General features: G+C 71.4%; 22 protein-coding genes. 5 read left to right on the top strand and 17 right to left on the bottom strand.

What is annotated here, in order from left to right; genetic code table 11:
* The first annotated feature begins 1 nt into the window (after window position 1).
* Window positions 2–829 carry an alpha/beta fold hydrolase gene (locus tag AC1DPN_RS13795; protein WP_477085333.1) on the top strand — a complete coding sequence of 276 codons (828 nt, stop codon included), beginning with the start codon at window positions 2–4 and terminating at the stop codon, window positions 827–829.
* Here the strand turns inward: AC1DPN_RS13795 and AC1DPN_RS13790 are convergent, their stop codons facing one another.
* Both AC1DPN_RS13790 and AC1DPN_RS13785 read right to left on the bottom strand, forming a co-directional pair.
* On the bottom strand, window positions 830–1,513 hold the full coding sequence (locus AC1DPN_RS13790; RefSeq protein ID WP_477085332.1) for an esterase/lipase family protein: 684 nt from the start codon (window positions 1,511–1,513) through the stop codon (window positions 830–832).
* A 63-nt stretch (window positions 1,514–1,576) separates the two neighbouring features.
* A complete protein-coding gene (locus tag AC1DPN_RS13785; protein ID WP_477085331.1) occupies window positions 1,577–2,035 on the bottom strand; it encodes a MarR family winged helix-turn-helix transcriptional regulator in 459 nt (152 codons plus the stop codon).
* A gap of 56 nt (window positions 2,036–2,091) precedes the next feature.
* On the opposite strand from AC1DPN_RS13785, the gene AC1DPN_RS13780 reads away from it, so the two are divergent.
* The 4 genes from AC1DPN_RS13780 (at window position 2,092) to AC1DPN_RS13765 (ending at window position 4,152) form a co-directional block, all read left to right on the top strand.
* Entirely contained in the window at window positions 2,092–2,292 is a 201-nt protein-coding gene (locus AC1DPN_RS13780; RefSeq protein WP_477085330.1) for a hypothetical protein, read from the top strand.
* Between the two features lie 271 nt (window positions 2,293–2,563).
* The gene (locus AC1DPN_RS13775) at window positions 2,564–3,022 is read left to right on the top strand and encodes a DUF6325 family protein (RefSeq protein WP_477085329.1); all 459 of its coding nucleotides are present in this window, start codon (window positions 2,564–2,566) and stop codon (window positions 3,020–3,022) included.
* Between the two features lie 37 nt (window positions 3,023–3,059).
* On the top strand, window positions 3,060–3,368 hold the full coding sequence (locus tag AC1DPN_RS13770) for an SHOCT domain-containing protein (RefSeq protein ID WP_477085328.1): 309 nt from the start codon (window positions 3,060–3,062) through the stop codon (window positions 3,366–3,368).
* 79 nt (window positions 3,369–3,447) lie between these two features.
* Complete coding sequence (locus AC1DPN_RS13765; RefSeq protein WP_477085327.1) at window positions 3,448–4,152, top strand: hypothetical protein; 705 nt, start codon at window positions 3,448–3,450, stop codon at window positions 4,150–4,152.
* Between the two features lie 76 nt (window positions 4,153–4,228).
* Here the strand turns inward: AC1DPN_RS13765 and pyk are convergent, their stop codons facing one another.
* The 15 genes from pyk to hisI all read right to left on the bottom strand — a co-directional run bounded on the left by pyk (window position 4,229) and on the right by hisI (window position 21,324).
* A complete protein-coding gene (gene pyk, locus AC1DPN_RS13760; protein ID WP_477085326.1) occupies window positions 4,229–5,665 on the bottom strand; it encodes a pyruvate kinase in 1,437 nt (478 codons plus the stop codon).
* 99 nt (window positions 5,666–5,764) lie between these two features.
* Entirely contained in the window at window positions 5,765–7,231 is a 1,467-nt protein-coding gene (locus AC1DPN_RS13755; RefSeq protein WP_477085325.1) for a glutamate synthase subunit beta, read from the bottom strand.
* Complete coding sequence (gltB, locus tag AC1DPN_RS13750; RefSeq protein WP_477085324.1) at window positions 7,224–11,789, bottom strand: glutamate synthase large subunit; 4,566 nt, start codon at window positions 11,787–11,789, stop codon at window positions 7,224–7,226. The genes AC1DPN_RS13755 and gltB overlap by 8 nt, the downstream gene beginning before the upstream one ends.
* A 122-nt stretch (window positions 11,790–11,911) precedes the next feature.
* Window positions 11,912–12,826, bottom strand: coding sequence for a prolipoprotein diacylglyceryl transferase (gene lgt / locus AC1DPN_RS13745; protein ID WP_477085323.1), 915 nt, complete (start codon window positions 12,824–12,826; stop codon window positions 11,912–11,914).
* Window positions 12,823–13,632 (bottom strand): tryptophan synthase subunit alpha, encoded by an 810-nt coding sequence (gene trpA / locus AC1DPN_RS13740; RefSeq protein ID WP_477085322.1) that lies wholly within the window; start codon window positions 13,630–13,632, stop codon window positions 12,823–12,825. The genes lgt and trpA overlap by 4 nt, the downstream gene beginning before the upstream one ends.
* A complete protein-coding gene (trpB, locus tag AC1DPN_RS13735; protein ID WP_477085321.1) occupies window positions 13,629–14,945 on the bottom strand; it encodes a tryptophan synthase subunit beta in 1,317 nt (438 codons plus the stop codon). The genes trpA and trpB overlap by 4 nt, the downstream gene beginning before the upstream one ends.
* The gene (trpC, locus tag AC1DPN_RS13730; RefSeq protein WP_477085320.1) at window positions 14,942–15,754 is read right to left on the bottom strand and encodes an indole-3-glycerol phosphate synthase TrpC; all 813 of its coding nucleotides are present in this window, start codon (window positions 15,752–15,754) and stop codon (window positions 14,942–14,944) included. Before trpC ends, trpB begins: the two co-directional genes overlap by 4 nt.
* Window positions 15,755–15,918: 164 nt before the next feature.
* Entirely contained in the window at window positions 15,919–16,314 is a 396-nt protein-coding gene (locus tag AC1DPN_RS13725) for a DUF2752 domain-containing protein (protein ID WP_477085319.1), read from the bottom strand.
* A 19-nt stretch (window positions 16,315–16,333) separates the two neighbouring features.
* Window positions 16,334–16,963 carry a DUF4190 domain-containing protein gene (locus AC1DPN_RS13720; RefSeq protein ID WP_477085318.1) on the bottom strand — a complete coding sequence of 210 codons (630 nt, stop codon included), beginning with the start codon at window positions 16,961–16,963 and terminating at the stop codon, window positions 16,334–16,336.
* A gap of 218 nt (window positions 16,964–17,181) precedes the next feature.
* Window positions 17,182–17,646 (bottom strand): DUF2752 domain-containing protein, encoded by a 465-nt coding sequence (locus AC1DPN_RS13715; protein WP_477085317.1) that lies wholly within the window; start codon window positions 17,644–17,646, stop codon window positions 17,182–17,184.
* A gap of 4 nt (window positions 17,647–17,650) precedes the next feature.
* Window positions 17,651–18,187, bottom strand: a complete 537-nt coding sequence (locus tag AC1DPN_RS13710; protein ID WP_477085316.1) for a CD225/dispanin family protein — start codon at window positions 18,185–18,187, stop codon at window positions 17,651–17,653.
* Between the two features lie 166 nt (window positions 18,188–18,353).
* Window positions 18,354–18,659, bottom strand: a complete 306-nt coding sequence (locus tag AC1DPN_RS13705) for an HGxxPAAW family protein (RefSeq protein WP_477085315.1) — start codon at window positions 18,657–18,659, stop codon at window positions 18,354–18,356.
* 99 nt (window positions 18,660–18,758) lie between these two features.
* Window positions 18,759–19,349 (bottom strand): Trp biosynthesis-associated membrane protein, encoded by a 591-nt coding sequence (locus tag AC1DPN_RS13700; RefSeq protein WP_477085314.1) that lies wholly within the window; start codon window positions 19,347–19,349, stop codon window positions 18,759–18,761.
* Window positions 19,346–20,929 (bottom strand): anthranilate synthase component I, encoded by a 1,584-nt coding sequence (locus tag AC1DPN_RS13695; protein ID WP_477085313.1) that lies wholly within the window; start codon window positions 20,927–20,929, stop codon window positions 19,346–19,348. The genes AC1DPN_RS13700 and AC1DPN_RS13695 overlap by 4 nt, the downstream gene beginning before the upstream one ends.
* Entirely contained in the window at window positions 20,926–21,324 is a 399-nt protein-coding gene (gene hisI, locus AC1DPN_RS13690) for a phosphoribosyl-AMP cyclohydrolase (RefSeq protein WP_477085312.1), read from the bottom strand. Before hisI ends, AC1DPN_RS13695 begins: the two co-directional genes overlap by 4 nt.
* Window positions 21,325–21,368: the final 44 nt, after the last annotated feature.

Genomic DNA, 21,368 nt, shown 5'->3' with positions numbered 1-21,368 from the left:
CGTGACCAGCAGCGACACGATCTGGACCGAGGCCGAACTTACGCTCGACGGGCGCAAGGTGTTCTACCGGCGAAGCCCGGACGTCGAGGGTGGCGTCCCGATCGTGCACGTGCACGGCTTCGGCATCTCCGGGTCCTACCTGATGCCGACGGCCCGGCTCCTGACCGACCGTGGCGCGAACGTCGTCCCGGACCTGCCGGGCTACGGCCGCAGCGAGAACCCGGAGCACACGCTCGGGATCCCCGCGCTGGCTCGCACGCTGATCAGGATCCTCGACCAGCTCGGCTTCGAGAAGGTCATCCTGATCGGCAACTCGATGGGGTGCCCGATCAGCCTCGAGGTCGCGCACACTGCCCCGGAACGGGTCCATCGCGTGGTCCTCGTCTCGGCGGCCGGTGGTGCGGCCAACCAGCCGTTCGCCCGCGCCCTCAAGCAGATGGCCATCGACGGCGTGCGCGAGAGCCCGAAGATGGCGCGCGTCGCGGTGCCGGACTACATCCGGTTCGGGCTCGTCAACAGCCTGAACCTGCTCAGCGAGCTCACGCGGTTCCCGTCGCTCGAGCGGCTCATCGAGCTGCCGGTGCCGGCGCTGGCGGTCGTGGGCTCGAAGGACCCGCTCATGCCGCCGCCGAGCCGCGTCCGGGAGGTCAGTCGCCTTGCGCCGCCCAACGTGACTGTTGTGCTGATCGAGGGCGCGGCCCACGCCATCAACTTCAGCCATCCGGGCGAGCTCGCGCACGTCATCACCTCGTGGCTCGACGACGAGGAGATCGTCGACGACCCGGACGAGCCGGGTTTCACGCGCGTCCTGCAGCTTCCGCGCAGCTGATCAGCCCGTCAGGCGCTCCAGCAGGAGCGCGCTCAGCTGTGGGTCGGCCAGCGGTCGGAAGTGCCCCGGGGTCGACAGCACGACGTCCTCGGCACCGTCCAGGGCGCTGCCCGCGGGGATGTGCGGGTCCCAGAAGGCGTGCACGGACGTGATCCGTCGGTTGACCTCGACCTCCGCGGCGAGAGCCACGATCGTCGCGTCGGACGGCGTGAAGGCCCGCACCGAGCGCATGGGCACCCAGCGCGCGTAGATCGAGCCTGAGAACGGCGTGTTGACGGCGACCATCGACGCGATCCGTTCGTCTGGGTCGTGCTTCAGCATCGCGAGCTTGCCGATCAGGCCGCCCTTGCTGTGCGCGATCAGGACGACGTCCCGCAGGTCGCGCTCGACCAGGAACTCACCGAGCACCTGGGCAGCCTCCGCGACAGGGCGCCGGTTGTACCCGAGGCCGGGGATGGTGTGCACCCGGATGCCGTGGGCGAACAAGAGCTCGGCCAGCGGACGCAGGAACTGCCACGGCTCCCACACGCCCGGCAGCAGCACGACCGGCGGCCCCACCACGGCGTCGGGCCGCTCGTACGTGTCGGGGCCGCCCGGCGATACCGCCTGCCACCGCAGCACGGCTGCGTAGTCCTGGACCCGCCACCACAGGCGTCGCACGAGGCTGGCGTCACGGTCGGGCATGCGGCCATCGTGCCGCATGCCGGGCGCGCGCCGGGTCCGACGCGAGGTCGGACCCACGTCGGACTATCGGGCGTCCGCCGGTCGTGCCGACGACGCGGCGGCGCACGCGGCGAGGAGCAGCTCCGCCGACTCTCGGACCTGGTCGATCTGGGCCGGCTCGAGGGCGAGCCGCTCGACCATCGTCACCGGGATGCCTACGGCCTGGCGGCGCATCTCCTTGCCGGCGTCCGTGAGCACGATGAGCAGGGCGCGCTCGTCGGCACGGTCCCGCTCGCGACGCAGCAGCCCCAGCGCCTCGAGGCGACGGACGAGCGGCGATGCCGTCGCCGGCTCGAGGTGCAGGTGCCCTGCGAGCTCCGCCAGCGAGATCGGGCCGTACTGCCACAGCGCGAGCATCGCCAGGTACTGCGGGTGCGTGAGCCCGAGCGGCGCGAGAAGGGGCTTGTAGAACGCGACCAGGCTGCGCGCGGCCGCGGACATGGCCAGGCACACCTGGGCCTCGACGGTTAGCGGGTCGGTCATGTTCCGACCATATCCTGTGTAGGCATATGATTAGCGCACTAATCGAAGGAGCAGCCATGGCCGAGAAGCGACGCAGGACCGCCACCGAGTGGCTGCTCACCTACTTCGGCCCTGCCCAGGTCGGCAACATCCGCAGTCGGCGACGCCCCGTGAGCGACGCCGCTCGCGCGCGCGACACGCAGCTCCACCAGGACTTCGTGCGGGTCGTCGGGCCCGACGGCCGGCCGTTCCTGGTCGAGCGCGACGACCTCGGATGAGCCCCTGGCCCCGACCGAGTGACGGGTCCAGACGTCGAGGTCAGCCACCTGGGCGAACCTGGGCGCGTCGTTCGCCGCAGGCGTCACCCGGGGCCTGAATTGCGCGCTAAGGTCGCAATGTTCCACCGCATGAGCCACCGTGGGTGACCAGACCGCGACGTCGCGTGCTTCTCTGTCGGAGAAGCCGCACGCCAGGCCAGGACGACCACGGGTTGACCACCCGGGCCACCGTCCGCCCGGGCACGAACTGCGCGACGAAAGGAGAGCCCCCATGACCGACGAACTCGCCGGCATCGAAAGCCTCGAAGAGACCGGACCGATCGACTACCTGGTCATCGAGTTCCCCCGGACCAACTTCACCGGCGAAGCGTTCCCGCTGCTGCTCGACCTCGTCGACAACGGCACGATCCGGATCCTCGACCTCGTCTTCGTGGCGAAGGACGCCGACGGCGACGTGGCGGCGATCGAGCTGGACCAGCTCGACGGCGGCGGCTTCGACCTCACCGTGTTCGCAGGTGTCCACTCCGGTCTCATCGGGGACGACGACGTCGCGGAGGCCGGGAACGCGCTGCTCCCGAGCACCGCAGCGGCCGTGCTCGTCTACGAGAACGTCTGGGCCGCCCCGTTCGCCGCCGCCTTGCGTCGCGCTGGGGGCCAGCTCGTCGCGAGCGGCCGCATCCCCATCCAGGCGATCCTCGCGTCCCTGGAAGAGATCGAGTCCGCCGAGTAGCAGCAGTCCCCACGGGACTTCGAGAAGGGATAGGAACATGCCGAGATTGATGCGCACCGTCGCCAGGACCGCAGTCGTCGCCGGAACAGCCACCGCGGTGTCCAACCGGGTGTCCCGCCGTCAGGCGGGCCGCTGGAACGACCAGGAAGCGGCCCAGCAGCAGGCCGCGGCCCCGCAGTACGCCGAGCCGCAGTACGCGCCACCGCCGCCCCCGCCTGCCCCCCCGGCCGGCGCGAGCACCGACGACAAGCTCGCCCAGCTGTCCCAGCTCGGCGCCCTGCGTGACGCCGGCGTCCTGACGGACATCGAGTTCGAGGTGCAGAAGAGCAAGATCCTCTCGTCCTGAGGATCCGTCGTGCACGCGCGCGCCCGGGGACGTCACGTCCCCGGGCGCGCGTGTGCCCAGCCGCAACGGGAGGTACGGCGTGGCCGACGAGACAGCACCGGAGAGCTCTGCCCCGGCGACCGTGCCGCCGCGGCGCTGGCACCGGCACCTGGAGCTCACCGCGACGATCCTGCTCGCCGTCGCCACCGTGATGACCGCATGGTCGGCGTTCCAGGCGAACAAGTGGAACGCCGTGCAGACCCGGTCCTACAGCGTCGCCTCCGCGCACCGCGTGGAGTCGTCCAAGGCCTCGACGCTGGCGGGCCAGCAGCGGATCATCGACGTCCTGCTCTTCACCGACTGGCTCCAGGCCGCGAGCGACGAGACCGGTGGCCGGTTGCCCGTCGAGTACGTCCCTGACCCGGGCACGTACTCGACGTTCCTCTACAAGCGCTTCCGGCCCGAGTTCCAGCCCGCGCTGCACGCGTGGCTCGCCGAGGACCCCGGTACCAACGCCTCGGCGCCCTCGAGCCCGTTCGTGATGCCGGAGTACGAGCTCGCCGCGACCAAGAAGGCCACCGACCTCGAGAAGTCGGCCGAGGTAGCGAGTGCGCAGGCCCGCCAGGCGACCGCGAGAGCGGGCAACTACGTGCTCGCCACGGTCCTGTGCGCCTCCGTGCTGTTCTTCTGCGGCATCGGTCTCAAGCTCGGCTCCCCCGGCCGGCGCGCCACCATGATCGTCGCCGCCGGCGTCCTGCTGCTCACGACAGCGGTGATCGTCGCCCGGTTCCCGGTCACCTTCTAGACGCCACACCCGGCGGTCGACGAGAGGCCCGGAGATCACTCTCCGGGCCTCTCGTCGTGCAGCGTTGCTGCGTGGATCAGGCGATACGGCCGCCGGCGCGCTCGTCGTCGCCGACCTTGTGCACGACGATCGAGTTGGTCGACCCCACGACGCCGACCGGCGCACCCGCCACGACAACGACGTAGTCGCCGACCTCGGCGAGACCGTTCGCGCGCAGCGTCGAGTCGACCTGGTTCACCATCTCGTCCGTGCTCAGCACCTGCGGCGAACGGTACGTCTGCACGCCCCAGCTCAGCGAGAGCGTGTTGCGCACACCCTCTTCGGGCGTGAACGCGATCAGCGGGATGGCCGAGCGCAGGCGCGACATGCGGCGGGCCGAGTCGCCCGACTGCGTGAACGTCACCAGGTACTTGACGTCGAGCACCTCGCCGATCTCGGCGGCTGCACGCGTGATGGCACCACCGCGCGTGTGCGGCGTGGACCCCAGAGGGGCCATCCGCTCACGGCCGAGGTCCTCGGTCGCCTCGATGATCCGCGCCATCGTGCGCACGGTCTCGATCGGGTAGTCGCCCACGGACGTCTCGCCCGAGAGCATGACCGCGTCGGCACCGTCGAGCACCGCGTTGGCGCAGTCCGAGGTCTCGGCTCGCGTCGGGCGCGGGTTCGTCGTCATGGACTCGAGGACCTGCGTCGCCACGATGACCGGCTTCGCGTTGCGACGGGCCAGCTCGACCGCACGCTTCTGCACCAGCGGCACCTGCTCGAGCGGCAGCTCGACGCCCAGGTCACCACGGGCCACCATGATGCCGTCGAACGCGGCGACGATCTCCGCGAGGTTCTCGACGGCCTGCGGCTTCTCGATCTTGGCGATGACCGGGACGACCCGGTTCTCCTCCTCCATGATCCGGCGCACGTCGGCGTAGTCCTCGGCGGACCGCACGAACGACAACGCGATGATGTCCGCGCCGACGCGCAGCGCCCACCGCAGGTCGTCCTCGTCCTTGTCGCTCATCGCGGGAACCGAGACCGCGACGCCGGGCAGGTTGAGGCCCTTGTTGTTCGAGACCGGGCCGGGGACCTCGACGCGGGTCACGACGTCGTTGCCCTCGACGGCCGTGACACGGACGAGCACCTTGCCGTCGTCGATGAGGATCGGGTCGCCCACGCGGGCGTCGTTCGTCAGGCCCTTGTGCGTCGTCGAGACGCGCTCCTTGGTGCCCTCGACGTCGTCGGTCGTGATGGTGAACACGTCGCCGACCGCGAGGAAGTGCTTCTCGTCGATGAACCGTCCGAGCCGGATCTTCGGTCCCTGGAGGTCAACGAGAACGGCGACCGAGCGCCCCGAGGCCTCTGCCGCCGCACGGACGTTGTCGTACACACGTTGGTGCACCTCGGTGTCGCCGTGGCTGCGGTTGAGCCGCGCCACGTCCATACCGGCATCAACAAGGGCCTGGATCTGCTCTGCGGACTCCGTCGCGGGGCCGATGGTGCAGACAATCTTCGCTCTACGCATGGGGCGAGCCTATGCCTTCCTGGTTTTCAGTGGTCGGGCCGAACGTCCCTCCCGACCCCATGGCCAGGCGGTTCGTCGACGCCGGTCAATCGGGGTGGTCTATGGCCGCAGCGCCACTGTGGAGGCGGTGACGGGCGAGGGCAGCTCCGTGCTGCCCGAGAGATACGTGTCGACCGCGGCGGCCGCAGCACGGCCCTCGGCGATCGCCCACACGATGAGTGACTGGCCGCGCCCGGCGTCGCCGGCGACGAACACGCCCGGCACCGACGTCGCGAAGTCGTCGGACCGCGTGACGAGCCCGCGCGGGGTGAGCTCGATGCCGATCTGGTCGGTCAGCGGCGTGGTCTCCGGTCCCGAGAACCCCATGGCTACCAGCACCAGGTCGGCCGGGATCTCACGCTCGGTGCCGGCCTTCGGGACGCGCCGCCCGTCCGACAGGTACTCGGTCGTCGCCAGCTTGAGCGTGCGCACCGCGCCTGCGTCGTCACCGAGGAACTCGACGGTCGACGCCAGGTAGTCGCGGTCGCCACCCTCGGCGTGCGAGGACGAGATTTCGAACAGGATCGGGTCGGTCGGCCACGGCTGGTGCTCGGGGCGATCCTCCGGCGGCCGCTTGCCGATCGCCAGCGTGGTCACCGAGGCGGCACCCTGACGCAGGGCGGTACCGAGGCAGTCCGAGCCGGTGTCGCCACCGCCGATGATGATGACGTGCTTGCCCGTCGCGGTGACCTGGTCGGTCACGGCCTTGCCCGCCGCGACCGCGTTGGCCTGGTGCAGGAACTCCATCGCCGGGTAGACGCCGGTGAGCTCCTTGCCCGGGACCGCGAGCTCGCGCGGCACGGTGGCGCCGGTCGCGATGACGATCGCGTCGTACCGCGCCTGCAGCTGCGGCCACGTCACGTCCCGACCGACCTCGACCCCGGGACGGAAACGTGTGCCCTCCGCCTCCATCTGCTCGAGCCGGCGGTCGATGTGGATCTTCTCGAGCTTGAAGTCCGGCACGCCGTACCGCAGCAGGCCGCCGATGGCGTCGTCCCGCTCGTACACGGCGACCGTGTGGCCCGCGCGCGTCAGCTGCTGGGCCGCGGCGAGGCCGGCGGGACCGGAACCGACGACGGCGACCGTGTGACCCGTGAGCCTCTGCGGCACCTGCGGCGTGACCAGACCCTGGTCGAACGCCTCGTCGATGATCGAGACCTCGATGTTCTTGATGGTCACGGCCGGCTGGTTGATGCCCAGCACGCAGCTCGACTCGCACGGAGCGGGGCAGATCCGACCCGTGAACTCCGGGAAGTTGTTCGTCGCGTGCAGGCGGTCGATCGCGTCGGACCACTGCCCGCGCCACACCAGGTCGTTCCACTCGGGGATCAGGTTCCCGAGCGGGCAGCCGTTGTGGCAGAACGGGATCCCGCAGTCCATGCAGCGGCCGGCCTGCTCCTTGAGGTAGGGCTGCCCCTCCTGCAGGTGCTCGTGCACGTCCGCCCAGTCCCGCAGGCGGATCTCGACGGGCCGGTTCGGCGGGAGCTCACGGTCGCGGACCTTGAGGAAGCCGCGGGGGTCAGCCACGGGCCACCTCCAGGATCGTGTCCCACACGCCGGGCGCTGCGGGGTCGAGACCATCGGCCTCGGCCTGCGCGAGCGCACGACGGACGCGGGCGTACTCGGTGGGCAGCAGACGCGTGAACCGCGCCAGCGCCTGGGGGAAGTCCTCGAGCAGCTCGGCCGCGACGGGCGAGCCGGTCTCCTCGATGTGCGTGCGCAGGAGCTGCTCCACGAGAGCGGCGTCCTCGTCGTCCAGCGGGTCCAGAGCGATCTCGTTGGACCGCACCGCGTCGACGTTCACGAGTGCGGGCACGAGGTCGAGCACGTAGGCGGAGCCGCCCGACATGCCGGCACCGAAGTTGCGACCCGTCCGGCCGAGCACCAGGACGGTGCCGCCAGTCATGTACTCGCAGCCGTGGTCGCCGACGCCCTCGACCACGAGCGTGGCGCCCGAGTTCCGGACGCCGAACCGCTCGCCGACGAGACCGCGCAGGAAGATCTGGCCGGTCGTGGCGCCGTAGCCGATGACGTTGCCTGCGACCACGTTGTGCTGCGAGGAGAGCACCGCGTTGCGGTCGGGCCGGATCGCGATCCGCCCACCCGAGAGGCCCTTGCCGACGTAGTCGTTGGCGTCGCCGAACAGCCGCAGCGTGATGCCGCTGGGCAGGAACGCACCGAACGACTGGCCGGCCGAGCCCGTGAGCGTGACGTCGATCGTGTCGGCGGGCAGGCCCGCACCGCCGTACCGCTTGGTCACCTCGTGGCCGAGCATGGTGCCGACCGTCCGGTTGACGTTGCGCACGGGCAGGGCGATCCGCACGGGTGCACGACCCTCGAGGGCGTCCTCGGCCAGCGCGATCAGTCGGTTGTCGAGCGCGCGGTCCAGACCGTGGTCCTGCAGCTTGGTCTGGTGCAGCTCGGTCCCGGCGACCGGCGACGGCACCGCGAGCACGGGCGACAGGTCGAGGCCCTCGGCCTTCCAGTGGTCGATGGCCGCGCGGGTGTCCAGGAGCTCGACGTGTCCGACGGCCTCGAGCAGCGTCCGGAAGCCCAGCTGCGCGAGCAGCTCGCGGACCTCCTGGGCGATGAACTCCATGAACGTGACGACGAACTCCGGCTTCCCGGTGAAGCGCGCGCGCAGCTCGGGGTTCTGGGTGGCGACGCCGACCGGACAGGTGTCGAGGTGGCAGACGCGCATCATGATGCAGCCCGAGACGACGAGCGGGGCCGTCGCGAAGCCGAACTCCTCGGCGCCCAGGAGCGCGCCGATGAGGACGTCGCGGCCGGTCTTGAGCTGGCCGTCGACCTGGACGACGACCCGGTCGCGCAGGTTGTTGAGCACGAGCGTCTGCTGGGTCTCGGCGAGGCCGATCTCCCACGGGGTGCCCGCGTGCTTGAGGGACGTCAGCGGCGAGGCGCCGGTGCCGCCGTCGTGACCCGAGATCAGGACGACGTCCGAGTGCGCCTTGGCCACGCCCGCGGCGATGGTGCCGACGCCGAACTCGCTGACAAGCTTCGTGTGGATGCGCGCTCTCGGGTTCGCGTTCTTGGCGTCGTGGATCAGCTGCGCCAGGTCCTCGATCGAGTAGATGTCGTGGTGCGGCGGCGGCGAGATGAGGCCCACGCCGGGCGTCGAGTGCCGCGTCTTGGCGACCCACGGGTAGACCTTGTGACCGGGCAGCTGGCCACCCTCGCCCGGCTTGGCGCCCTGGGCGAGCTTGATCTGGATGTCGTCGGCGTTGGTCAGGTACTCGCTGGTCACGCCGAAGCGGCCCGAGGCGATCTGCTTGATGGCCGAGCGACGCTGCGGGTCGTGCAGGCGCTCGGCGTCCTCGCCGCCCTCACCGGTGTTCGACTTGGCGCCGATGCTGTTCATCGCGACGGCCAGCGTCTCGTGCGCCTCCGCCGAGATGGAGCCGTACGACATCGCCCCGGTGTTGAACCGCTTGACGATCTCGCTGACGGGCTCGACCTCGTCGAGCGGGACGGGCGTGCGTGCGCCGTCCTTGAACGCCAGCAGGCCGCGCAGCGTCATGAGCCGCGACGACTGCTCGTCCACCCGGCTCGTGTACTGCTGGAAGATGTCGTACTGCCGCGTGCGCGTCGAGTGCTGCAGGCGGAAGACGGTCTCAGGGTCGAACAGGTGGTCCTCGCCGTCGCGACGCCACTGGTACTCACCACCGACCGCGAGACGCAGGTGCGCCTGGCGGTTGCCGCTCGCCGGGTAGGCGTCGGCGTGCCGGGCCGCCACCTCCGCCGCGATGACGTCGAGCCCGATGCCGCCGAGGCGGCTCGTCGTGCCGGTGAAGTACCGGTCCACCAGAGGCTGGGACAGGCCGATGGCCTCGAACACCTGAGCGCCCCGATAGGAGGCGATGGTGGAGATGCCCATCTTCGACATGACCTTCAGGACGCCCTTGCCGAGCGCCTTGATGAGGTTGGCGACGGCCTTCTCGGGCCCGACGCCCGGCAGGTAGCCCGAGCGGGCCAGGTCCTCGACGGTCTCCATGGCGAGGTACGGGTTCACCGCCGCGGCGCCGTAGCCGATCAGGAGCGCGACGTGGTGCACCTCGCGCACGTCGCCCGCCTCGACGACCAGCGAGATCTGCGTCCTCGTGTGCCGACGCAGCGTGTGGTGGTGCACGGCGCTCAGCAGCAGCAGCGACGGGATGGGCGCCAGGTCGGCGTCCGAGTTCCGGTCCGAGAGGACCAGGAAGCTCACGCCGTCCGCCACGGCAGCGTCGACCTCGGCGAAGATCTCGTCGAGACGAGCTTCGAGCGCCTCTCCCCCGCCGCTGACCTTGTACAGGCCCCGGATGGTGGTCGAGCGGAACCCGAGCGACGGCTCCTTGGCGACGTGCACGATCTTGGCCAGCTGGTCGTTGTCGATCACCGGGAACGGCAGGATCAGCTTGCGGGCGTGCCCCGGGCCGTCCTCGAGGAGGTTCGGCTCCGGGCCGATCGCGCCGCCGATGGCGGTGACCAGCTCCTCACGGATGGCGTCCAGCGGCGGGTTGGTGACCTGCGCGAACATCTGCGTGAAGTAGTCGAACAGCAACCTCGGGCGGCTCGAGAGCACCGCGACCGGCGTGTCCGAACCCATCGCGCCGAGCGGCTCGGCGCCGGCCGCGGCCATCGGGCTGAGCAGGATCTTCAGCTCTTCCTCGGTGTACCCGAAGGCGCGCTGGCGACGCCGGACCGAGGCCGCGGAGTGCGCGACGTGCTCGCGCTCGGGCAGCTGCGCGAGGTACACCGAGTTGTCGCGGACCCACTCGGCGTAGGGCCGCTGCGCCGCGAGCGTGGACTTGATCTCCTGGTCGTCGATGATCCGGCCCTTGCCGGTGTCGACGAGGAACATGCGGCCGGGCTCGAGACGGCCCTTCGCGACGACGGTCGCGGGGTCGATGTCGAGCACGCCGGCCTCGGACGCGCAGACCACGAGCCCGTCCTCGGTGACCCAGTACCGGCCGGGACGCAGCCCGTTGCGGTCCTGCACCGAGCCGATCAGGGTGCCGTCGGTGAACGTCATCGCCGCGGGCCCGTCCCACGGCTCCATGAGCGTCGAGTGGTACTCGTAGAACGCACGCCGGGCGGGGTCCATCTGGGCGTGGTTCTCCCACGCCTCCGGGATCATCATCATGACCGCGTGCGGCAGCGTGCGACCCGACAGGTGCAGGAGCTCGAGCACCTCGTCGAAGCTGCCCGAGTCCGACCCACCCGGCGTGCACACGGGCAGCAAGGGGGCGAGGTCACCCAGCTCTTCGCTCGCCAGCGTGCCCTCGCGGGCCGCGATCCAGTTGCGGTTGCCGCGCACCGTGTTGATCTCGCCGTTGTGCGCGACCATGCGGAACGGCTGCGCGAGCGGCCAGGACGGGAAGGTGTTGGTCGAGAAGCGCGAGTGCACGAGCGCGATCTCAGAGGCATACCGCGGGTCCGACAGGTCCGCGAAGAACGGCTCCAGCTGGCCCGTGGTCAGCATGCCCTTGTACGCGATCGTGCGCGCCGACAGCGACGCGAAGTAGAGGCCGTGCTCACGCTCGGCGCGCTTGCGCAGCCGGTAGGCGCGGCGGTCGAGCTCGAGGCCCGAGAGCTCCCGCGACGGGTCGGCGACGACGAGCTGACGGAAGACCGGCATCGAGGCGCGCGCCGTGGGGCCGACGAGGTCGGCCGTGACGACGACCTCGCGCCACGCGAGGACGTCGAGCTTCTCCTCGGCCGCGATCGACTCGATCGCGGTCACCGCGACCCGCTGCTCGATCTCGTCGACCGGCAGGAACGCCATGCCGATCGCGTAGAAGCCGGCGGGAGGCAGCTCGGCGTCGACGACGTCCCGCAGGAACGCGTCCGGGATCTGCGTGAGGATGCCCGCGCCGTCACCGCTGTCCTCCTCGGCGCCCACGGCACCGCGGTGGTCGAGGTTCAGGAGGGCCGTCAGACCGGCGTCGACGATGTCCCTGCCGGGCGTGCCGCGCAGCGTGGCAACGAACGCGAAACCGCACGCGTCGTGCTCGGCGGCGGGGTCGTAGAGACCCTGCGGCGATGGCGCGCGCAGCGCGCCAGGGCTCACGGGCGTCGTCGACATCTGCACCGTCCTCACGGTCCCCGGCGGTCGGGGAAATAGCACGAACATGGGGGTGTACGTGGGACGCCGTCGGCCCAGAGGTGTGGCGACGATACAGCGCGGCACACGGGCCACGCGCATCGTCAGAGCTGAGAAGTGCTCCCGGCTTCCCGCGGGTCTGCGGGCGGGTCGGTCGCGATCTCCTCGTCGTCCTGCACGGTCGGGGGTGCCAGCAGGAGGGTCGTATCACGTCCTGGGTGCCGGCGCCCGACCACGATGAACGCTACCAGCGCACCGACGCCGACGATGATCGACGTCCAGACGTTGAGGCGAACGCCGAGGATGTGGTTCGCCGGGTCGATGCGCAGGAGCTCGATCCAGAGGCGACCCGTGGTGTAGACCACGACGTACAGCCAGAAGACACGGCCGTAGCCGAGCTTGTAGCGGCGGTCGAGCCAGATGAGCAGCGCAGCGCCCGCGAAGTTCCAGAGCATCTCGTACAGGAACGTCGGGTGGAACAGCGTGCCCGAGACCGCGCCGGCAGGCAGGTGGGCGTCGTCGATGCGCAGTCCCCACGGCAGTGTCGTCGGACCGCCGAAGAGCTCCTGGTTGAACCAGTTGCCGAGGCGCCCGATGCCCTGCGCCACGAGCAGGCCGGGCGCGAGAGCGTCCGCGAACGGTGCGAGCCGCACGCCCTGACGCCGGCACCCGATCCAGGCACCGACCGCTCCGAGCGCCACGGCTCCCCAGATGCCGAGGCCGCCCTCCCAGATGTAGAGCGCCTTGAGCGGCTCACCGCCCTCGCCGAAGTACGCCTGCGGCGAGGTGATCACGTGGTAGATCCGGCCGCCGAGGATGCCGAAGGGCACCGCCCAGAACGAGATCTCCAGCACGGTGTCGGCCTCGCCACCGCGTTCCACCCAGCGGCGTCGGGTCATCCAGAGCGCCGCGAGGATGCCGAGCAGGATCGCGAAGGCGTACGCGCGCACCGGGAACGGGCCGAGGTACCAGACGCCCTGGGACGGGCTCGGGATCGCGCCGGGGAGCAGTGCGGTCATCGGGCCGACCTCACACCGTCTGCGAGAGCCGTGGTGAGTCGGGCGAGCTCCGCGAGGCCGGCCGCCTCGTCCGAGGCGTTCACCAGCACACGGACCAGAGCCGAGCCGACGATCACGCCGTCGGCGTACCGCGCCACCTGAGCGGCCTGCTCGGGGGTCGAGACGCCCACGCCGACGCAGACGCGCTCCGCGCCGGCCGCACGGGTGTCCGCGACCAGCTGCTCGGCGCGGTTGCCGAGCGTGGTCCGCTCGCCCGTGACGCCCATCGTCGACGCGGCGTAGACGAAGCCGCGCGAGGCAGCGCTCGTCGACGCCAGCCGCTCGGGCGTGGAGCTCGGAGCGACCAGGAACACGCGGTCGAGCCCGTGGGCGTCAGAGGCCGCGATCCAGTCGGCAGCCTCGTCGGGGATCAGGTCCGGCGTGATCAGCCCGGCACCGCCCGCCGAGGCGAGGTCGCGCGCGAACGCGTCGACGCCGTAGCGAAGCACGAGGTTCCAGTACGTCATGACGAGGATCGGCGCCCCACGACCGGAGACCTGCTCGACCGCACGGATCGTGTCGCGCACCTTGGTTCCCCCGGCCAGCGCCGCGTCGACGGCCTGCTGGATGATCGGGCCGTCCATGACCGGGTCGCTGTACGGGACCCCCAGCTCGACGACGTCGGCACCGGCGTCGATCATCGTCCGGACCGCGTCGACCGAGCCGGCGACGTTCGGGTAGCCGACCGGCAGGTAGCCGATGAGGCCGGAACGGCCGAGCCCGTCGAGGTGCTCCCCGACCTGCGAGCGCACGGCGACCGGCGTCATAGCTGCTCCCCCTGGTCGGCGAGGACGACGGGCTCGTCGTCGATCAGGTCGAACCACGCTGCGGCGGTGGCCACGTCCTTGTCCCCACGACCCGACAGGTTGATCAGCAGCACCGGCTCGTGGCCGTCGTCGCCGGTCCATCCCGCGAGCTCCGGGCCGAGCTGGATCGCGCCCGCGAGGGCGTGCGCCGACTCGATCGCCGGGATGATGCCCTCGGTGCGGCACAGGATGCGGAACGCGTCCATGGCCTCTACGTCGGTCACCGGGCGGTAGTCGGCGCGACCGATGTCGTGCAGCCAGGCGTGCTCGGGGCCGACGCTCGGGTAGTCGAGGCCGGCGGACACCGAGTGGCTCGGCAGCGTCTGGCCGTCGTCGTCCTGCAGCAGGTAGGACTTGGCGCCGTGCAGCACGCCGGGCTCGCCGCCGGAGAAGCGCGCGGCGTGGCGGCCGGAGGAGATGCCCTCGCCACCCGCCTCGAAGCCGAACAACCGGACGTCCGGGTCGTCGAGGAACGCGTTGAAGATGCCCATCGCGTTCGATCCCCCGCCGACGCACGCCGCCACGGCGTCGGGCAGCCGGCCGATCTCCTCGAGGAGCTGGGCCTTGGCCTCCTCGCCGATGATCTTGTGGAAGTCGCGCACCATCTCCGGGAACGGGTGGGGGCCGGTGACGGTACCGAGCAGGTAGTGCGTCGTCTCGACGTTGGCCACCCAGTCGCGCAGGGCCTCGTTGATCGCGTCCTTGAGCGTGCGGGTCCCGATGGTCACCGGGATCACCTCGGCACCGAGCAGGCGCATGCGCGCCACGTTCAGGGCCTGGCGACGGGTGTCCTCCTCGCCCATGTACACGGTGCACTCGAGGTCCAGGAGCGCGGCGGCGGTCGCTGTGGCCACGCCGTGCTGGCCCGCACCCGTCTCGGCAATCACGCGCGTCTTGCCCATGCGCTTGACCAGCAGCGCCTGCCCGAGCACGTTGTTGATCTTGTGCGAGCCCGTGTGGTTGAGGTCCTCACGCTTGAGGAACACCCGGACGCCCTCGGCCACGTGCTTGGCGAACCGTGGGACCTCGGTGAGCGGGCTCGGACGGCCCGTGTACGTGCGGTGCAGCCGGGCCAGCTCGCGCCCGAACGCCGGGTCGGTCAGAGCCTTGTGGTACTCGGTGTCGAGCTCGTCGAGGGCCGCGATGAGCGCCTCCGGCACGAACCGCCCGCCGAACTCACCGAAGTAGGGTCCGGCGTGCGTGGAGAGCGGGCCGCCCGCGACAGCCTCGAGCAGCTTGTCGGACAGCGGCCCGACCGACGGACGACCACTCACTGGCGCACCGCACGCAGCGACGGGTGGGAACCGGCGGCGACGAGGTCCGCGACGGACTCGCGCGGGGCGTCGTCCGTCACCAGCGCCTCGCCGACGAGCACCGCGTCCGCGCCGGCGCGGGCGTAGTCCATGACGTCGTGCGGGCCGCGCACTCCCGACTCGGCGATCTTGATGATGTGCGACGGGATGCTGGGCGCGACGCGGGCGAACGTGGTCCGGTCGACCTCGAGCGAGCGCAGGTCACGCGCGTTCACACCGATCACGCGGGCTCCGGCGTCGGTCGCACGCGCGACCTCCTCGGTGTCGTGCACCTCGACCAGCGCCGTCATGCCGAGCGAGTGCACCCGGTCCACGAGGGACTCCAGCACGGTCTGCTCGAGCGCGGCGACGATCAGCAGGACCAGGTCCGCGCCGTGCGCTCGCGCCTCCCAGACCTGGTAGGGCGTGACGACGAAGTCCTTGCGGAGCACCGGGATGTCGACCCGTGCGCGGACCGCGTCGAGGTCGGCGAGGGAGCCGTGGAACCGTCGCTCCTCGGTGAGCACCGAGATGACGGCGGCGCCGCCCTTCTCGTACTCGGCCGCCAGCGCGGCGGGATCCTTGATCGTCGCGAGCGCGCCCTTGCTCGGGCTCGAGCGCTTGACCTCGGCGATCACCCGCACGGCGTCCTCGGCACGCAGCCGGTTCAGGCAGTCGAGAGCGGACGTCCGACGGTCGGCCTGCTCCTTGACCACGGCGAGCGGCGTGTTTGCCTCGCGGACAGCCAGGTCCTGCCTGACGCCGGCGATGATGTCGTCCAGCACGGTCATCGAAGACTCACCCTCTCCCCAGTCTGCTCAGCCCGCACACACCGATGTGAGCGGCTCGGGCCAGAGTCCATCGTAGAGGTGGCGATCAGGTGACCCTGACCACAGCCGAAGTGTGGGACGCCGCCGCAGGGAAGGCGCCCGACGCCCGCGACCTGCCGCGACGTTCAGGGGGCCAGGTACGGCGAGAGCGCAGGGATGTTGCGCAGGATGCCGAACAGCACCACGGCACCGAGCAGGACCCACGGCAGCGCCGACGGCAGGCTCGGCACCGGGCGTCCGCGTCGTGCTGCCACGAGCCACCGGCTCCAGGCGGCGACCAGGAGCGGGGCGACGACGACCCACAGCGGGTTCATGCTCCACGCGCCGACGAGGTCGCCGCGGGCCAGGTCGTGCGTCGCCCGCAGGCCGCCGCACATCGGGCACCAGAGCCCCGTGAGGGCGACCAGCGGGCACACGCCATAGCTGCCGGAGACGTGCGGGTCGTGCAGGGCGATCACCAGCACTCCCGCCGCGACGGAGGCACCGACGATCAGCGGCGCGCGAGGGATGCCCGCGCGCACCGCCGAACGCTCGGCGTCTCTACTGGTAGCTGGTGAAACCACCCTGGAACCCGTCCATGAAGCTTGCGGCGTTGGCGATCCAGACGATCACACCGGCCACCACGCCGACGATGCCGAGGACCAGCGCAGCAGTCGCCATCCCGGCGTTGCTCGCCTCGCCGCGCTGGACCGCCTTGCGAGCCAGCACACCGAGGACGATCGCAGCGATCGAGAACAGGAAGATGCTGCAGCACGGGAAGATGCCGATGATGCCGGTGACCAGGCCCCAGACGCCGAGCGAGTTCTTGTTCGCGACCGGGTACCCGGGCTGGCCGTAGGCGCCGGGATAGCCGGGTGCTCCGTACAGCGGGTCCTGCCCGTACTGCGGTGCGGCTCCGTACGGTTGCGGCGGCTGCCCGTACTGCGGCGGCTGGCCATACTGCGGCGGCTGCGGTGGCTGGCCGTACTGCGGCTGCCCGTACGGCGGCTGCTGGCCGTACTGGGGTGAGCCGTAGGGCGGCGCCGCGGGCGGGTACTGCGGGCCGCCGGGAGCGGCAGGCGGAGTGCCGTAGGGGTCGGGTGCCGGTGTCTGGGGGGTGGACGGTTCCTGCGGCCGCGTCGGCTCGCCCTGCGGGTCGTAGGGGTTCTGCGGCTCGTCGGGCGTGGACATCGTTCCTCCAGGATCGCGGGCTGCCAGGATGCTCGGCGCAGGCGGTGTCGCGAGCGCGCACGGCCAGCCCCCAGCGACCGGTGCTGTGTCCGGTCATCGTAGGCGCAGAGACCCCCGCTGGACTGGGGTTTCGGCCGACTCGCCACGGGCGCCGGGCGTCAGCCGGCCCCAACCAGGACGACCCGCACGAGGCTCGCGCGATCAGCCCGTCATCACGGTCACGGCGCCAGCCAGGGCGCCAGTGCGGGCACGTTCCTGGCGACCCAGTAGACGAGGACGAGGGCGAGAGTCGCCCAGATCCAGGCGGGGTGCGCCAGGCGGCGTGGCGCACCGGTGACGGAGCGCCGGGCCCAGGCCAGCCAGCTCACGAGCAGGAGCGGCAGCGCGACCACCAGGAGCGGGTTCATGCCCCAGGCGCCCGCAAGATCGACCACGGCGAGATCGTGCAGTGCACGCAACGAGCCGCAGCCCGGACAGTAGAGACCGGTGAGCCAGAGGAACGGGCACGTCGGATAGTGGCCGGCCTGGTGCGGATCGACGAGTGCCAGCGTCGCCAGCCCGACGCTTGCGGCGACGGCCACGGCGACGGGCCCCGCGAGTCGTCGGACGAGCTGCGGCGGCGCGGGTGTCGGCGTCACCAGCACGTCGTCGGTGACTCCGGCATCCGCATCGGTGGACCGCACGACGTCAGTAGGTCGAGCCCGTGCCGGACCCGGTGGCGAAGACGATGGCGATCAGGATGAAGTACAGGACGACGCCGATGCCGAGCGCGATCGCGCTCCACATCGCGAACTGGCGCGCACGGATCGAGGACTTCTGCGCGCCCTCGAAGTCGCCCTGCGACCACTTGGTGTTGACCTGCGAGGAGAAGACGATCGAGACGATGCCCAGCGGGAGGCAGCACAGGATCGTGGTGAGGATCGCCCAGACGAGGTAGTTGTTCGGGGGCGGACCCGGTGCGTACTGCGGCTGGTAGGGCGACGCACCGTACTGCGGGGCGGCGCCGTACTGAGGCTGGCCGTACTGGGGCGAGCCGTACTGGGGCTGGCCGTACTGGGGCTGGCCGTACTGCGGGGTGCCGTACGGGGCGGGCGCCGCGGGCGGGACGGGCGGTGCGCCGTACGGGTCGGTCGGCGGCGGCGTCTGCGGGGTGGACGGGTCCTGCGGCTGTGCCGGCTCGCCCTGCGGGTCGTAGGGGTTCTGCGGCTCGTCGGGCGTGGACATCGTTCCTCCTGGATCGCGGGCTGCCGTGCTACGTCGTCGAGGCAGGCAGTGTCGCGAACACACACAGCCAGCCCCCGCGACCGGTGCTCTGCCCGGTCATCGTAGGCGCAACGACCCCAGCTGGACCGGGCTTTTCGACCGGCGCGTCAGGGCGCCGGCCGGAGGCTCAGTGGCCGCCGCGGCTCGCCTGGCGCGCGCGAGTCCTGGCCCCGCCCTGGCCGTAGCCGCCCGCGACGAGCAGCCGCGCGACGATCAGGCTCACGACGATGAGACCCAGCCCTGCCCAGAACAGCCAGGTGAGCGCGAACGCGACACCGAGGCCGGCGACCGTGAACGCCACGATGACGGCGTAGGTGGTGAACCAGGCGGCGACGGTCTTGCCGTGGTTCGTGGGGGCCGCGGTCGGCGGCAGGTTCAGCTTCTCGGTCGTGATGACGTTCTGCGCGCTGTGCGCGAGAGTGCGGTCAGCCATGTGGGTGCCCTTCGTGCTCGGTTCTGCGCTCACCCTAGCGGACCGCGGCGATGCCTCAGCGGAACGCCCGCACCGCCGCTCGCGTCGCGTCGGACGTGGTCAGGACGGGTCGTCGCCACGGCTGAGGGCGTCCCAGTCGGCACGCTCGTCCGCGACCGGCGCGGCCCCGTCGGCCGGTCGGGTCGGGGTGTCCGACTGGTAGCGCCGTGTCGGCCCGGGCCAGCGGCGGGACGCGACGACCAGCCACACCGCGGCGAGCACGTCCAGGACGCCGACGACGATCGCGACGGTCGGCCACGCGCTCGTCGAGACGGACCCGGAGAGGTGCCCCACGCCGGTGAGCGACGCGACCACCGGGGCGACCGCGGCGGCCGGGTCCGCGAGCACGGAGACCGTCGTCGCGACGACGAGCACGCCGCACAGGGCGACGACGAGCGCGACGACCCAGCGGCCCACCCGCCCCACGAGACCCACCGCGGCGGCAGCCGCCAGGATCGCGACGGCCGCGGCGAGGATGCCAGGAGCCACGTCGGTCCCGGCCGCCGTGACCGCGACCGTGCCTTCGAGGGCTGTGGAGCCCGAGGTCGTGAACCACACGGGCAGCACCGTGACGGCGGTCAGGCCCGCGAGCACCAGGAGCAGGGCCGCGGCCCGGCCGCGACCGCCCCGTCGGCGAGCCGGATCGCTCACGCGCCCGCGCGCCGCAGACGGGAGGCGACCTGGACGGCGCGAACCGCGGCGGCCGCCTTGTTGCGCGACTCCTCGTACTCCAGCGCCGGGACCGAGTCGGCGACGATCCCCCCGCCGGCCTGGACGCTCGCGCGCCCGTCCCGGATGAGCGCCGTGCGGATCGCGATGGCCATGTCCATGTCGCCGGCGAAGTCGAAGTAGCCGACCGTCCCGCCGTAGATGCCTCGACGGGCCGGCTCGATCTCGTCGATGAGCGCGATCGCGCGCGGCTTGGGCGCACCCGAGAGCGTCCCGGCGGGGAACGTCGCCATCAGCGTCTGCAGGGCCGTGGCCCCCTCGCGGAGCCGGCCGACGACGGTCGAGCAGATGTGCATGATGTGCGAGTAGCGCTTGACCGCCATGAACTCGACGACCTCGACGCTCGTCGGCTCGCACACCTTGACGAGGTCGTTGCGGGACAAGTCGACCAGCATGATGTGCTCGGCGCGCTCCTTCGGGTCCGCGAGCACGTCGTCCTGCAGCGCCAGGTCCTCCTCGGGCGTCGCGCCACGCGGCCGGGAGCCGGCGATCGGGAACGTCACGACGCGGCCCGACGTCACCTTGACCAGCGTCTCCGGGCTCGAGCCGACGACCGCGAAGTCGCGTCCGTCCGCGTCCTGCAGCTGCAGGTAGTACATGTACGGGCTCGGGTTGATCGTGCGCAGCACGCGGTAGACGTCGATCGGGTCCGCCGGGCAGTCCAGGTCGAGGCGCTGCGAGAGGACCACCTGGAAGACGTCACCGTCCCTGATGGCTTCCTGCCCGGTGCGGACCGAGTCCTCGAAGTCCTCACGGCTCGTGCGGAACGACAGCTCGGGCTCGCCGACGTCCGCGAGCACCGCCAGGCCGGGCTCGACCGGGTGCAGCAGCTGGGCCTGCATCGCGTCGAGGCGGCCGACCGCGTCCGCGTGCGCGTCGTCGACGCGCTCGTCGGTGTCGTCGAAGTTGATCGCGTTCGCGACGAGCCAGACCGAACCGTCGTGGTGGTCGACGACCGCGAGGTCGGTGGCCAGCAGCAGCGTCAGCTCGGGCACGCCCAGCTCGTCGGGCGCGTTCGCGGGCAGCGTCGGCTCCCAGTGCCGCACGATGTCCCACCCGAGAGCGCCGACGAGACCGCTCGTCAGGGGCGGCAGCCCCCCGATCGCGGGGGTGCGCAGCGCGTCGAGCGTGCCCGCCAGCACGTCGAGCGCGTCGCCCTGCGTCGGGACGCCGACCGGGACGTCACCTACCCAGACGGGCGAGCCGTCGCGCACCGTGAGCGTCGCGCGCGAGTGCACGCCGACGAACGAGTAGCGGTCCCACGTGCCGTCGGCCTCGGCCGACTCGAGGATGAACGTGCCAGGGCGACCGGCCGCGAGCGTGCGGTAGAGGCCCACCGGCGTGACGTCGTCGGCCAGCAGGCGGCGCACCACCGGGATCACCCGGCGCTCGGCGGCGAGCGCGCGGAACGTCTCGAGCGACGGCCACGTGCCACCCCAGGGGACTTCCGCCGCGGCGACGTGGGTGGGCACGTGAGCTGGCGCTACGGGCGGCGTGCTCATCGCAGTCCTCCGGTCTCGAGCGGGCGCATGCCGACGACCGCAGGCAGCGGACCGCCCGCGTCGAAGCAGGAACGGGTGCCGGTGTGGCAGGCGGCGCCGACCTGGTCGACCTCCACCAGGAGGGCGTCGCCGTCGCAGTCGAGGCTGACCGCCTTGACGTACTGCGCGTGCCCCGAGGTGTCGCCCTTGCGCCAGTACTCCTGGCGCGAGCGGCTCCAGAACACGACGCGCCCCGTGGTCAGCGTGCGGTGCAGCGCCTCGTCGTCCATCCAGCCGAGCATGAGCACCTCGCGTGTATCGTGCTGCTGGACGATCGCCGCGACGAGCCCCTGCGGGTCGCGGCTGAGGCGCTCGGCGACGGCGGGATCGAGCGTGGGGGTGGGTACGGACGACACGCCACGAATCCTCCCATGTGCGCGCACGCGCATTGCGCGCGCCG

The organism is Cellulomonas sp. P4_H4 (assembly GCF_056400865.1).
Note: the sequence above shows the minus strand (reverse complement) of the source record. Positions and strands in the feature narration are given on the sequence as shown.